The organism is Streptomyces sp. NPDC058665, assembly GCF_042714995.1.
Lineage (GTDB): Bacteria > Actinomycetota > Actinomycetes > Streptomycetales > Streptomycetaceae > Streptomyces.
The window spans coordinates 16018-29220 of sequence record NZ_JBHXRX010000033.1; the positions used below are offsets into that span (position 1 = coordinate 16018).

14 protein-coding genes are annotated in these 13203 nt (G+C 69.8%); 7 read left to right on the forward strand and 7 right to left on the reverse strand.

Features of this window, described 5'->3' with window-relative positions; translation table 11 throughout:
- Nucleotides 1-12: 12 nt before the first annotated feature.
- Nucleotides 13-876, forward strand: coding sequence for a DUF5707 domain-containing protein (locus ACFWV8_RS22070; protein ID WP_384204768.1), 864 nt, complete (start codon nucleotides 13-15; stop codon nucleotides 874-876).
- A gap of 75 nt (nucleotides 877-951) precedes the next feature.
- Here the strand turns inward: ACFWV8_RS22070 and ACFWV8_RS22075 are convergent, their stop codons facing one another.
- Together ACFWV8_RS22075 and ACFWV8_RS22080 are read right to left on the reverse strand one after the other, a co-directional pair.
- Nucleotides 952-3420 (reverse strand): HAD-IC family P-type ATPase, encoded by a 2469-nt coding sequence (locus ACFWV8_RS22075; RefSeq protein ID WP_384204771.1) that lies wholly within the window; start codon nucleotides 3418-3420, stop codon nucleotides 952-954.
- Nucleotides 3421-3518: 98 nt separating this feature from the next.
- The gene (locus tag ACFWV8_RS22080) at nucleotides 3519-3779 is read right to left on the reverse strand and encodes a DUF2530 domain-containing protein (RefSeq protein ID WP_329386230.1); all 261 of its coding nucleotides are present in this window, start codon (nucleotides 3777-3779) and stop codon (nucleotides 3519-3521) included.
- A gap of 199 nt (nucleotides 3780-3978) precedes the next feature.
- Here ACFWV8_RS22080 and ACFWV8_RS22085 point away from each other — a divergent pair, with 199 nt between their 5' ends.
- On the forward strand, nucleotides 3979-5397 hold the full coding sequence (locus ACFWV8_RS22085) for an NCS2 family permease (RefSeq protein ID WP_384204775.1): 1419 nt from the start codon (nucleotides 3979-3981) through the stop codon (nucleotides 5395-5397).
- A 30-nt stretch (nucleotides 5398-5427) separates the two neighbouring features.
- Here ACFWV8_RS22085 and ACFWV8_RS22090 read toward each other — a convergent pair whose 3' ends face one another.
- On the reverse strand, nucleotides 5428-5610 hold the full coding sequence (locus ACFWV8_RS22090) for a ribbon-helix-helix protein, CopG family (RefSeq protein ID WP_384204778.1): 183 nt from the start codon (nucleotides 5608-5610) through the stop codon (nucleotides 5428-5430).
- Nucleotides 5611-5775: 165 nt separating this feature from the next.
- Here ACFWV8_RS22090 and ACFWV8_RS22095 point away from each other — a divergent pair, with 165 nt between their 5' ends.
- Nucleotides 5776-6213 carry a MarR family winged helix-turn-helix transcriptional regulator gene (locus tag ACFWV8_RS22095; RefSeq protein ID WP_384204782.1) on the forward strand — a complete coding sequence of 146 codons (438 nt, stop codon included), beginning with the start codon at nucleotides 5776-5778 and terminating at the stop codon, nucleotides 6211-6213.
- Nucleotides 6214-6273: 60 nt separating this feature from the next.
- Nucleotides 6274-7638 carry an MFS transporter gene (locus tag ACFWV8_RS22100; protein WP_384204785.1) on the forward strand — a complete coding sequence of 455 codons (1365 nt, stop codon included), beginning with the start codon at nucleotides 6274-6276 and terminating at the stop codon, nucleotides 7636-7638.
- Nucleotides 7639-7665: 27 nt separating this feature from the next.
- Here the strand turns inward: ACFWV8_RS22100 and ACFWV8_RS22105 are convergent, their stop codons facing one another.
- Nucleotides 7666-8247, reverse strand: a complete 582-nt coding sequence (locus tag ACFWV8_RS22105; RefSeq protein ID WP_384205021.1) for a Uma2 family endonuclease — start codon at nucleotides 8245-8247, stop codon at nucleotides 7666-7668.
- A gap of 104 nt (nucleotides 8248-8351) precedes the next feature.
- Between ACFWV8_RS22105 and thpR the strand changes: the two genes are divergently transcribed.
- Nucleotides 8352-8960: an RNA 2',3'-cyclic phosphodiesterase gene (thpR, locus tag ACFWV8_RS22110; protein ID WP_384204789.1), complete on the forward strand. Its 609-nt coding sequence runs from the start codon at nucleotides 8352-8354 to the stop codon at nucleotides 8958-8960.
- A gap of 160 nt (nucleotides 8961-9120) precedes the next feature.
- Here thpR and ACFWV8_RS22115 read toward each other — a convergent pair whose 3' ends face one another.
- Nucleotides 9121-10104, reverse strand: a complete 984-nt coding sequence (locus ACFWV8_RS22115; RefSeq protein ID WP_384204792.1) for an aldo/keto reductase — start codon at nucleotides 10102-10104, stop codon at nucleotides 9121-9123.
- Between the two features lie 108 nt (nucleotides 10105-10212).
- Between ACFWV8_RS22115 and ACFWV8_RS22120 the strand changes: the two genes are divergently transcribed.
- The gene (locus tag ACFWV8_RS22120; RefSeq protein ID WP_329386243.1) at nucleotides 10213-10350 is read left to right on the forward strand and encodes a hypothetical protein; all 138 of its coding nucleotides are present in this window, start codon (nucleotides 10213-10215) and stop codon (nucleotides 10348-10350) included.
- 59 nt (nucleotides 10351-10409) lie between these two features.
- Here ACFWV8_RS22120 and ACFWV8_RS22125 read toward each other — a convergent pair whose 3' ends face one another.
- Nucleotides 10410-11126, reverse strand: a complete 717-nt coding sequence (locus ACFWV8_RS22125; protein WP_384204795.1) for a GDSL-type esterase/lipase family protein — start codon at nucleotides 11124-11126, stop codon at nucleotides 10410-10412.
- 232 nt (nucleotides 11127-11358) lie between these two features.
- Here ACFWV8_RS22125 and ACFWV8_RS22130 point away from each other — a divergent pair, with 232 nt between their 5' ends.
- The gene (locus tag ACFWV8_RS22130) at nucleotides 11359-12405 is read left to right on the forward strand and encodes a WD40 repeat domain-containing protein (protein WP_384204799.1); all 1047 of its coding nucleotides are present in this window, start codon (nucleotides 11359-11361) and stop codon (nucleotides 12403-12405) included.
- Between the two features lie 8 nt (nucleotides 12406-12413).
- On the opposite strand, the gene ACFWV8_RS22135 is transcribed toward ACFWV8_RS22130, so the two are convergent.
- Nucleotides 12414-13175 (reverse strand): TetR/AcrR family transcriptional regulator, encoded by a 762-nt coding sequence (locus ACFWV8_RS22135; RefSeq protein ID WP_384204803.1) that lies wholly within the window; start codon nucleotides 13173-13175, stop codon nucleotides 12414-12416.
- Between the last annotated feature and the right edge of the window lie 28 nt (nucleotides 13176-13203).

Consider the following 13203-nt stretch of genomic DNA (forward strand, 5'->3'; position numbering starts at 1 on the left):
ATGGGGAAAAGCATGCGAATCCGCGCCACTGTTGCCGTCGCGACCGGTGCCCTGGCTCTGTCGGCTCTCGCCGTGCCGGCCACCCAGGCCGCGCCCGCGGACGACCGTCCCGGCGTACCGTCCTACGGCTCCGCCACGCACCGGAGCCCGGCCGCCGCGCCGAAGGCCAGGGCCGGGGAGGGCGGCGAGGCCGGCGAGGCCCCGGTGATCAGCAAGGCCGTGGTGAACGGTGGCAAGCCCATCATCGTCGGCGCCAAGGCCGTCAAGAAGGTCACCGTCTCGATCACCGCGTCGCACCCGTCCGGCATCACCGACGCCGACGCGATCATCTGGACCGGCGCCAGTGTGGACGACCCGGAGTCCTTCGGCTTCGGCTCCACCGGGCCCACCTCGTGCGTGGCGGCGAACGCCACCACGTCCACCTGTACGCAGACCATCGAGATCGATCCGACGTGGCTGCTCAACAGCGACTCCAAGGGCTGGAACGTAGGCGTCTGGGTGACCTCGAAGGACACCTACAGCGCGCAGAACGACAAGTTCGGCAGGACGAACCTCCAGCGGCTGGCGAAGCTGGACGTCAACGCGGCCCCCGAGCCGGTGGCGAAGGGCGGCACGATCACGATCACGGGCAAGCTGACCCGTGCCAACTGGGAGACCGGCACCTACAAGGGCTACGCCACCCAGTCGGTGAAGCTGGAGTTCCGCAAGAGCACCAGCACCGCCTACACCTCGGTCAAGGGGGTCAAGACCTCCAGCACCGGCACGCTGAAGACCACGTCCAAGGCCACCGTGGACGGCTACTGGCGCTGGAACTTCGCCGGTACGTCCACCACCCCGGCGATCATCCCGGCCGGTGACTTCGTCGACGTGCGGTAATAGCGACGCACATACGGCACGAAGGGCCCCGCGCACCTCGCGCGGGGCCCTTCACGTACGCGTACCGCAGGACTTCTACGCCGGGTATCTCCGGTCCACCAGCCGCCACGCCACTTCCAGCAGCACCGCGCCCACGCCCGCGATCGCCACCGCCGTCCACGGCAGCGTCGTCCCCACCAGCTTCAGCGCGAAGAAGTGCTGGAGCCACGGCACGGCCAGCACGACCAGGAAGAGGAACCCCATCGACACCACCAGCACCACCCGCCACCAGGTGTAGGGGCGGGCGATGATCACCAGCACCCACATCGTCACCAGGAAGAGCGTCAGCGTCGCCGCGCTCGTCTCGGCGGACAGCGAGCCGGGCCCGCTGTAGTGGTCGCGCGCCAGCAGATACGTCGTGAACGTCGTGGCGGAGGTGATGATGCCGCTGGGGACCGAGTACCGCATCACCCTGCGTACGAAGTTCGGCCGGGCACGCTCCTTGTTGGGCGCGAGGGCCAGGAAGAACGCGGGGACGCCGATCGTGAGCGTGGAGATCAGCGTGAGATGCCGGGGGAGGAACGGATACTCCACCTGCGTGATCACCACGAGGACGGCCAGCAGCACGGAGTAGACCGTCTTCGTCAGGAACAGCGTCGCGACGCGCGTGATGTTGCCGATCACCCGGCGGCCCTCGGCCACCACCGAGGGCAGTGTGGCGAAGCTGTTGTTGAGGAGCACGATCTGGGCGACCGCCCGCGTCGCCTCCGACCCCGAGCCCATCGCCACGCCGATGTCGGCGTCCTTCAGGGCGAGGACGTCGTTCACGCCGTCACCGGTCATCGCGACCGTGTGGCCGTGCGACTGGAGCGCGCCCACCATCTCGCGCTTCTGCTGCGGGCTCACCCGGCCGAAGACCGACGCCGATTCGAGCGCGCCCGCCATCTCGTCGCGGTCGGTGGGCAGCCGGCGCGCGTCCACCGTACGGTCCGCGCCCGGCAGCCCGAGCTTCGACGCGACCGCGCCGACCGAGACCGCGTTGTCGCCGGAGATCACCTTCGCCTGGACGTCCTGGTCGGCGAAGTAGGTGAGCGTGTCGGCCGCGTCGGGGCGCAGCCGCTGCTCCAGCACCACGAGCGCCGCCGCCACCGCGCCGTCCGTCACGCCGGGCGCGTCGAGCGCGGTGTCGCCCTCCAGACGGGCCAGCAGCAGCACCCGCAGGCCCTGCTCGTTGAGGGAGTCGATCTCGGCGAGCGTGGGGTCGCCGTCGGGCAGCAGGATGTCGGGCGCGCCCAGGAGCCAGCCGACGGGCCCGCCGCCGCCCTCGGGGTCGCCCTCGAACGTGGCGCCGCTGTACTTGCGGGCCGAGGAGAACGGCAGCGCCGCCGTACTGCGCCACCCGGACTCGTCCGGATACGCGTCGATGATCGCCTGGAGGCTGGCGTTGGGCCGGGGGTCGGACGCGCCGATGGCGCCGAGCACCGTGCGTACGTACGACTCGTCACTGCCGTTCAGCGGCCGGAGCTCGGTGACGTCCATGCCGCCCTCGGTGAGCGTGCCCGTCTTGTCGAGGCAGACGACGTCCACGCGGGCCAGGCCCTCGATCGCGGGCAGCTCCTGGACCAGGCACTGCTTGCGGCCGAGCCGGATGACACCGATCGCGAAGGCCACCGAGGTCAGCAGGACCAGGCCCTCCGGGATCATCGGGACGATGCCGCCGATGGTCCGGGCGACGGAGTCCTTGAAGTTGTTCTCCTTGACGACGAGCTGGCTGATGATCAGCCCGATCGCGGTCGGGACCATCATCCAGGTCACGTACTTGAGAATCGTGCTGATGCCGGTGCGCAGTTCGGACTGGACGAGCGTGAAGCGCGATGCCTCCTCGGCGAGTTGCGCCGCGTACGCCTCCCGTCCCACCTTCGTCGCCCGGAACGCGCCGCCGCCCGAGACGACGAAGCTGCCCGACATCACTGTGTCGCCGGGCTGCTTGAGGACGGGGTCGGCCTCGCCGGTGAGCAGCGACTCGTCGACCTCCAGACTGTCGGCCTCGACGATCTCGCCGTCCACGACGACCTTGTCGCCCGGGCCGAGTTCGACGATGTCGGTGAGGACGATCTCGGAGGTGGAGATCCCGGCCGCGACGCCGTCACGCCGTACGACCGGCCGGGCCTCGCCGATGACGGCCAGACTGTCGAGCGTTTTCTTGGCGCGCAGTTCCTGGATGATGCCGATGCCGGTGTTCGCGATGATCACAAAGCCGAAGAGGCTGTCCTGGATCGGCGCGACCAGGAGGATGATCGCCCAGAGCACCCCGATGAGCGCGTTGAACCGGGTGAAGACGTTGGCGCGGATGATCTCGACGGTGGAGCGGCTGCTGCGTACGGGGACGTCGTTGACCTCGCCCCGCGCTACCCGCTCGGCGACCTCGGCGGCGGTCAGTCCGGGGTCGCGCCCGAGTGCGCCGGACGTACCGCGCGGCTCCTTCGTCCGGCCGAGCCGCGCACCCGGGTCGGTGGGGTCGCGTGGCTCGCCGCCGCCGGTGTCGATTTTCGCCCGCTCAGTCATGAGATCGACGTTACGGCCGGAAGGGGGCGTTCACCCGCCGGGGGGCCCGAAGATCCGACCGAGGTACGAGGGGTTGAGCGAGAAGTCCACCCAGAGCATTACGCGCCGTGGCTCGCGCCCGCCGCGCGCTTGATGGCGGCGTCCCGCCTTCGGACGTACCAGACACCGATCAGCCCGAGCCCGCCGCCGGCCAGACAGGTCCACACCCACCAGGTGTGTCCGTGGTCGTCGAACCAGCCGTAGAAGGGGAGCTGGACGAGGAAGAGGACGAACCAGATGACGGTGCCGCCGACGATGGTCGGGACGACCGGCCCCTCCAGGGGCTCGGGTGCCTCATGCGTCGGGGTCCACTTCGCCATGGCGCCAGTCTATGCGGCGGCTTCCGGGGCGCCCGCGCGGCGGCTGCCTCGGGGGGTCAGACACGGCCTGGCCCAGCCCCGGCAGGGTCTACGCGCGGAGATAGCGATCATCGGCCACTCTGTTCATACTGAAACGGTTTTGCGAACGGCCGGTTCCGTTCGTTCGAACACCCCATGATCACGACGACTGAGGTTGCGCATGCCCTCCCCGGACACAGCTGCGGCTCCGGTCGCCATCGACCGCTTCTTCAAGATCTCGGAGCGCGGTTCCACCGTCGCCCGTGAGGTGCGCGGGGGCTTCGCGACCTTCTTCGCGATGGCTTACATCATCGTGCTGAACCCGATCATCCTCGGCAGCGCGAAGGACATCCACGGCCATCAGCTCGACAGCGGCCAGCTCGTCACCGCCACGGTTCTCACCGCCGCCTTCGCCACCCTCCTGATGGGCGTCGTCGGCAACGTACCGATCGCGCTCGCCGCCGGGCTCGGCGTCAACACCGTCGTCGCCCTCCAGCTCGCCCCGCGGATGAGCTGGGCCGACGCGATGGGCATGGTCGTCCTGGCCGGTTTCCTGGTCATGCTGCTGGTCGCGACCGGACTGCGGGAACGGGTGATGAACGCCGTACCGCGCAGCCTGCGCAAGGGCATCGCCATCGGCATCGGCCTCTTCATCCTGCTGATCGGCCTGGTCGACTCCGGCTTCGTGACCCGGGTCCCGGACGCCGCCCACACCACCGTGCCGCTCCAGCTCGGCGCGGACGGTCATCTCAACGGCTGGCCCGTGCTGGTCTTCGCGCTCGGCGCGCTGCTCACGCTCGCGCTGATCATCCGCAAGGTGCCCGGCGCGATCCTGATCTCGATCGTGACGATGACGGTCGTCGCGCTCGTCATCGAGGCGGTCGCCGATGTGCCGGGCTGGGGCCTGACGACCCCGAAGTGGCCCGGCAACCCCGTGGCGACTCCGGACTTCGGACTCCTCGGTGAGTTCAGCCTCTTCGGCGGCTTCGGGAAGGTCGGCGTCATCACCGGCGTCCTCTTCGTCTTCACCGTGCTGCTGTCGACGTTCTTCGACGCGATGGGCACGATCCTGGGCGTCGGCGACGAGGCGAAGCTGATGGACGAGAAGGGGCGGCTGCCCGGGATCAACCGGGTGCTGTTCGTGGACGGCATCGCCGTCGCGTCCGGCGGCGCGACCTCGTCCTCCGCCACCACCTGCTTCGTGGAGTCCACGGCCGGTGTCGGCGAAGGGGCGAGGACCGGACTGGCGTCCGTCGTGACGGGCGCGCTCTTCGGGCTCGCGCTGTTCTTCACGCCGATCGCGACGATGGTCCCGTCCCAGGCCGCGACGCCCGCGCTGCTCGCGGTCGGCTTTCTGATCCTCGCCGGGTCGATCAGGGACATCGACTGGAACGACTACACCGTCGCCGTTCCCGCGTTCCTGGCGATGGTGACGATGCCGTTCACCTACTCCATCACCAACGGCATCGGCGTCGGCTTCATCTCCTTCAGCCTGCTGCGGCTGGTGGCGGGCCGGGGTCGCGAGGTGCCGGTGGCGATGTACGTCGTGTCGGCGGTGTTCGTCTTCTACTACGCGATGCCGGCGCTGGGTCTGACGTAACACCGGTACGCGGTGGGCCCACGGCGTCCGTCACGCGGCGCCGTAGAACTTCTCCGTCTCGTCGACGGACACCCGGAAGCGTTCGTCGAAATCGTCGCGCATGAGCGTCCCGACCACGTAGTCCTGGACGTTCATTCCGCGTCTGGCGGCGTGCTGCCGAAGCCGGTCGAGCAGCTCACCGTCTATCCGCAGGCTGAGCACTGTTGATCCCATGCCGACCAGCGTCGGGGGCGGGTGTCGGGCCTTGGGTGACTTTCCGTGCTTTCCTCACTCGTTCGAGTGAGCTGCCTCTCCCTGATGTGTGGGATCTGTGCGTCCTGGTGGGGGAGGGGTGCTTTCGGTTTTCCTTAGCTTAAGTAATGAGTTAGGCTAAGGAACATGGCTGATCTCTCCCACGGCGACGACGCGGCCGCCGTGAACGCACTCCGCTCGGCGGTCATGCGGCTGGGCCGGCGCCTCAAGCACCAGCGCGTCGACGAGTCCCTGAGTCCGACCGAGATGTCGGTGCTCGGCACCCTTGCCCGCTGCGGCTCCGCCACACCCGGCGAGCTGGCCCGCAAGGAGCACGTACAGCCGCCGTCGATGACGCGCATCGTGGCTCTGCTCGAAGCCAAGGGACTCGTACGGCTCGAACCGCACCCCGACGACCGCCGGCAGAAGGTGGTCACCTCGACCGAGCAGGCCGAGGCCATGCTCGAAGAGAGCCGCCGCAAGCGGAACGCCTGGCTCACCGCGATGGCGGAAGGGCTGGACGAGGACGAATGGTCCAAGCTCCGCGCGGCGGCGCCGGTGCTGGAGAAGCTCGCGCACCTGTAGCTCGCGCAGGTGTAGTCATCGTCCGAAGTACGCCGTCAACACCGAGGAGGCGAACCAACTTTGAGTACGGGATCCGGAGCAGACTCCGCCCCCGCACCGACCACCCCCGACCCCCTTGAACCGACCCCAGGGACCGAACAGACACAGACCCGCACGAGCATGTTCAGCTCGCTGAGGATCCGTAACTACCGGCTCTTCGCCACCGGACAGGTCGTCTCCAACACCGGCACCTGGATGCAGCGCATCGCCCAGGACTGGCTGGTGCTCACCCTCACCGGTTCCTCCACGGCCGTCGGTATCACCACGGCCCTGCAATTCCTGCCGATGCTGCTCTTCGGTCTGTACGGCGGTGTCATCGCCGACCGGTGCAACAAGCGCACCCTGCTGCTCGGCACCCAGGCCGCGATGGGCATCACCGGCCTCGCACTCGCCGCCCTCACCCTCACCGGTCAGGTCCAGGTCTGGCATGTGTACGCCACGGCCTTCGTGCTCGGTCTGGTCACGGTGGTCGACAACCCGGCGCGGCAGTCGTTCGTGCACGAGATGGTCGGCCCCGACCAGCTGCGTAACGCCGTCAGTCTGAACTCCGCCAACTTCCAGTCGGCCCGGCTCGTGGGCCCGGCAGTCGCCGGTGTGCTGATCACCGCCGTCGGCAGCGGCTACGCGTTCCTTCTCAACGGACTCTCCTTCATCGCGCCGCTCACCGGCCTGCTGCTGATGCGCACCTCCGAGCTGCACAAGGTCGAGCGCACCCCGCGCGGCAAGGGACAGCTGCGGGAAGGGCTGCGTTACGTCGCCGGGAGACCCGAACTGATCTGGCCGATCGTGCTGGTCGGCTTCATCGGTACGTTCGGCTTCAACTTCCCGATCTGGCTGTCCGCCTTCGCGGACGACGTGTTCCACGCGGGCGCCGGTACGTACGGACTGCTCAACACCCTGATGGCGGTCGGCTCCCTCATCGGCGCCCTGCTCGCCGCCCGCCGGGGCACCTCCCGGATGCGGCTGCTCGTCGCGGCGGCGGTGCTCTTCGGTGTGCTGGAGATCGTGGCCGCCTTCGTACCGACGTTCTGGATCTTCGCCGCGCTGCTCGTGCCGGTCGGCATGTGCGGACTGACGGTCAACGTCACCGCCAACTCCAGCATCCAGATGACCACCGACCCGGCCATGCGCGGCAGGGTGATGGCCCTGTTCATGATGGTCTTCACGGGCGGTACGCCGCTGGGCGCCCCGCTCGTCGGCTGGATCACCGACACCTACGGCCCCAGGGTCGGCTTCGCTGCCGGCGGCGCGGTCGCGGCGCTCGCGGCGGTGGGCGTGGGAGTGATGCTCGCCCGTGCGGGCGGCCTGCGCGTCAAGATCGGCATGGAACGGGGACGCCCGCGTGTGACGTTCGTACCACGGGAGAAGCTGGCGACGGCGGCGTGAGTGGGGGCGCGGCTGCCGCCAGGGGGGTCAGTCGCGGGGGAACTCGTCGGTCTTCAGGGTGAGATCGAGGCCCGTGGCTGTCAGATCGATCTCGCTGCCGAAGTCGACGGTCAGGTGCGAGTGGTACTCGCCGTCCTTCGGCTCGGTGTAGAGGTGGCATCGGCCGACGTACGGGTCCGCGACCAGGTAGGCGGGGACCTTGGCGGTGGCGTACGCGGTCTTCTTCGGACCGTAGTCGTTGACGGCGGTGCCCTTCGAGAGAACCTCTGCGACGAACTCGATGTCCTCGAAGTTCCACCGCCCGCTCTCGTCCATTTCGGCGTCCTTCGACAGGGCGGTGATGTCGGAGGCGAAGCCGTTGAGGTGCCCCGGGAAATCGATACGGACATCGGACTTGATCCGATTGCGTGGGTACGTGGTGCGTAGTTGCTCAAAGAGCACCGCGGTGATTTCCCAATGGGTGTCCCGTTGCGGCGACATGAAGATGCTTCCCTCGACGATCTCGACCTTGTATCCCTCGGGGACAGGCATTCGCTCCAGTCGCTCGAACAGATCGTCCAAGCTGAGCTCGTCACTGGCCATGTCGGTCCTGTCGTCGTCAAGTGCGATGGTCACCGGTGGCGCTCCTCCCCGCTGCCGTAGGAAATTCGGCAGCCGCGCGGTACAACGATACTCACGGTGACCGGGTCACGCCGGGATGCCAGACTCTGCGTATGCGTCTCTTCGCCGCCGTACTCCCGCCCGCCCCCGCCGCCGACGAACTCGCCTACGCCCTCGACCAGCGCGTGCGCGGGCTGCCCGGGGCCGACGGGCTGCGGTGGACCGGGCGGGAAGGGTGGCACTTCACGCTCGCCTTCATGGGCGAGGTGGACGACCGGCTGCTGCCCGAGCTGACCGAGCGCCTGGGGCGGGCCGCTCACCGTACGGACGCGTTCTCGCTGCGGCTCCACGGCGGCGGGCGCTTCGGCGGGCGCGCGCTGTGGGCCGGCGCCGCCGGGGGCATCGCGGAGCTGCGGCGGCTGTCCGAACGCGCGTACGCCGCGGCGAACCGCACGGGGGTGCCGATGGAGGAACACCGTGCGTACCATCCGCATCTGACCGTGGCGCGCTCGCGGACGGAGACCGATCTGAGGCCGTACGTGACCGCCCTCGACGGCTTCGACGGCACCCCCTGGGAGGTCGGGGAGCTGGCGCTCGTACAGAGCCGGCTGCCCGTGGACGGGGTGCCGGGCGAGCAGCCGCGGTACGAGACGCTGGCGCGCTTTCCGACGGCGAGGCCCACCACGAGGCCCGCCGCCGAGCCGGTCGCCGACGGCCGTTAACCTCGACGCGTGGACCCCAAAACCCGGAACCGGATCATGGCCGCCGCGCTGGTGCTGTTGTTCGTGATCGTCGCCGTGACGGCGGCGTTCGGCTGAGGCACGTCCCTCGCCGGACGGGCCGCACCGTAACGCGCGGCCCGCCCGGCGAGCGGGACCTCGGCTACCAGGCGAAGGCCTCCGGCGACGGGCCCGTGCCCGGGAAGATCTCGTCCAGGGACGCCAGCACCTCGTCCGAGAGCTCCAGTTCGACCGCGCGCAGCGCGGACTCCAGCTGTTCGGCGGTGCGCGGGCCGACGATCGGGCCCGTTACGCCGGGGCGGGTGAGCAGCCAGGCCAGCGCCGCCTCGCCCGGCTCGATGCCGTGCTTGGCGAGCAGGTCCTCGTACGCCTGCACCTGCTCACGGATCTTCGTGTCCGCGAGCCGGCCGCTCGAACGCTTTCCGGCGCCGCCCTCGCGCTCCTTGCGGATCGCGCCACCGAGGAGCCCGCTGTGGAGCGGCGACCAGGGGATGACCCCGAGGCCGTACTCCTGCGCGGCCGGGATGACCTCCATCTCGGCGCGGCGCTCGGCGAGGTTGTAGAGGCACTGCTCGCTGACCAGGCCGTACGAGCCGAGGCGGCGGGCCGTCTCGTTGGTCTGGGCGATCTTCCAGCCGGGGAAGTTCGACGAACCCGCGTAGAGGATCTTGCCCTGCTGGATCAGGGTGTCGATCGCCTGCCAGATCTCCTCGACCGGGGTGGCACGGTCGATGTGGTGGAACTGGTAGAGATCGATGTGGTCGGTCTGGAGCCGCTTGAGGCTGGCGTCCACCGCACGGCGGATGTTGAGGGCCGACAGCTTGTCGTGGTTGGGCCACGCGTCGCCGTCGGCGGCCATGTTGCCGTACACCTTGGTGGCGAGCACGACCTTGTCGCGACGGCCGCCGCCCTGCGCGAACCAGGTGCCGAGGATTTCCTCCGTACGGCCCTTGTTCTCGCCCCAGCCGTAGACGTTGGCGGTGTCGAAGAAGTTGATGCCGGCGCCGAGCGCGTCATCCATGATGGCGTGGCTGTCGGCCTCGTTGGTGAGAGGGCCGAAGTTCATGGTGCCGAGGACGAGTCGGCTGACTTTGAGTCCGGTGCGTCCGAGCTGCGTGTACTTCATGGCTCAACAGCCAACGCCTTCGAGCGCGCTCCAGGCAAGACCTCGAAATCCGGCCGCGGGTGGGAAGCTGGGGAGGACGACGAGCGGTCAGGACAGGACGGTGCGGCGATGCCGGACGGTGGACGCGACGAGGGCGGCGAGCCGCCCTGCATGCTGGAGCTGGTCTGCGAGGAGTGCGGGCGGCTGAACGACGAGCCCGGGGTGGTGGTCTGCGGTGGGTGCGGGAGGCCGCTGGGGCGGGAGTGAGGCGCCCGCCGTACGTGCTCTGCCCGCCCATTCGGGGACCCGTCCATTCACCGGCCGCCTCACCCGAGCGCCGCTCGGTCCCCAACTCGCCCTGACGTGAGGGCATATGGCGTGCCCAGCCCCCACGCCCCGTGCATCGCGTCGGCGAACGCCCCGGCGATCAGGTGTTCACCCGAAGGGCCGGGGTGCGTGCCGTCGTAGGTGTCGCGCCCGACGTCGTACGACGCGGGGCGGGTGGCCGGAAGCAGGGGCGAGGCCGGGTCGTCCAGATCGGTGACCGCCTCGGCCAGCAGCTCGTTGAAGCGGTCGACATCGGCGGCGAAAGCCGGGTCCGTCCCGGCCCGTACGTTGGGGATGACGGGCAGCAGGACGAACCGGACCCGCGGGTTCGCCGCCCGCGCCTCGGCGATGAACTCCCGTGCGTACAGGGCCGTTTGACCGCTGTCCGTGTAGAAGCCGAGGTCTATCAGGCCCAGCGAGACGAGAAGGACGTCCGCGCGGTGCGCGGCGACCGCCTCGCGTATCACCGGCGCCATGTGCTGCCACCCCTCGCCCCAGCCGGCGAGATGTGCCCACGCCCGCGCGGGGAAGTCGGGGGCGCCGTACGCGTGCGAGACCGGGGCGTCGGTGTGGGTGTCGTACAGGGCGGTGCGCGGGCCGACGATCGTGAACGGGGCGCCGTACGAGGCGTTCAGGTGCTGCCACATCCGGTAGCGCCAGGTGAAGTCGCCGGCGCGGCCGATGGTCATCGAGTCGCCGACGAACATGAAACGCATCGGAACATCATCCCCGATCGCCGGGGGGCGGCCCTAGGCCCTGTCCGGTGGATCTTCGCGGGCCCGGAGCCCCTGGCACGGCGCCTCGCCGCGTTGTCGGAGTCGTCCGAGTACATCCAGTACGCGGACGATCCTCCGCCTTGCGATGCACCGCACCAGACGCCCCGGGCTGATCCGCGAAGATCCACCGGACAGGACCTGGCGGGCCCCGGGAAGATGGCAGTCTTGGACCATGGTCACGGTCAACGGCAAGGTCACGCGCAAGGCCAAGGGCCTGCGTCCGTCCGTACGTCTTGTCGGCGCGGCGATCACGGCGGCGGTGTTCGTGCTGTCCGCCCCTGCGGCCGTCGCCGCGCCCGCCGCCCCTGCCGCGCCCGCCGCCGACCCCGACCGGACCTTCCGGATGGCCGACCCCCGGATCACCGAGTCCAGCGGGCTGGCCGCCAGCCGCGCGCACCCCGGCGTCTACTGGACCCACAACGACCAGGACAAGCCCCGTATCTTCGGCGTCGACTCACGGACCGGCGAGACCGTCGCGACGATCACCATGCGCGGGGTCGGGGAGCCCCGCGACATGGAGGCGATCTCCGTCGGCGCGGACGGCGCCATCTACGTCGGTGACATCGGCGACAACCTGGGCGGCGGCTGGGACCACGTCTGGATCTACCGCTTCCCTGAGCCGAAGCGGCTCGCGGACCAGACGGTCGACGCGACGCAGTACACCGTGAAGTACGCGGACGGCCCGCGCGACGCCGAGGCACTGATGGTCCATCCGGTCACCGGCCGCGTCTACATCGCCTCGAAGAACGAGGACGGCGGCGGCCTCTACGAGGGCCCGGCGAAACTGACCCCCGACGGCACGAACACCTTCACGCGCGTCGGCGAGGTGCCCTGGGTGACGGACGGCGCGTTCTCGCCGGACGGCAAGGAACTGGTGCTGCGCTCGTACTTCAGCGCACGCGCTTACGCCTGGAAGGACGGCCGCCTCGGCGCGGACCACCGCGTCCGGGCGCCGATCCAGGGGCAGGCGGAGTCGGTGTCGTACACCCTGGACGGGTCGGCTCTCATGTTCGGCACGGAGGGCACCCGCAGCGAGGTCGAGCGCGTCGACATCAAGGAGAGCGGCGGCTCGTCCGGTGGCGGCGGGAGCGCGGGCAACGGCAGCGCGGGTGAGGACGGCATCGCGGGGGACGGCGGGAACGTCACGATCGGCGCGGTGGTACTCATCGGCGCGGCGGTGCTGTTCCTCGGCTTCCGGCGCCGACGGGGCGGCGACTGACGCATGCCCTAGGGATTCGTGCGCCGCTCCACCAGCACCGCCAGCCCGTCGAGCAGGCGCTGGAGACCGAAATCGAAGTGGTCGAAGCCGGGGCCGAACGCCTCCGCCGACAGCCCGGCCATCAGCGGATAGCGCCCGCTGGTCATCACCGCCGCCAGGACCGGCTCCTGCGCCCGCCAGAACTCGTCGTCGCTGATGCCCGTGGCCGTCCGTGCCTCGACCGCGTGCACCTGGGTCCGGGCGACCCCGGAGACGTACCCGCTGACCATGATGATCACGGAGATCAACTCCGGGTCGGTCAGCCCCATGTCCTTGATCCCGGCGAGCATCGCCTCCATGCCGCCGACCGCGCCGGGGCCGAGGACGGGCCGGGTCTGGTTGACGGAGAGGAGCCAGGGATGGGCCTGGTAGAGGGCGAGTTCCGCGCGGGCGGCGGTCTCGACGGTCTCGCGCCAGCCGGAAGTTGAGGGTGCCGCTTCGGACGGACGGGCGGTCTCGCCCTGCACACGGTCCAGCATCAGGTCCACGAGCTCGGCCCGGCCGGGGACATGACGGTAGAGCGACATGGTCCCGGCGCCCAGCTCGGTGGAGAGCCTGCGCATCGAGACGGCGGCGAGCCCTTCGGCGTCGGCGAGTTCGATGGCGGCGGTGACGATCCGGTCGAGCGTGAGCCCTGGTTTCGGCCCTCGGGTCGCCCGCTCCCCAGTGCCCCAGAGGAGCTCCAGGCTGCGCGGCACGTCGCCGCTGCCGCTGCTGTCCGTGGTCGTCATGGCGTCAGCGTAATCGGCGGGAGAACAG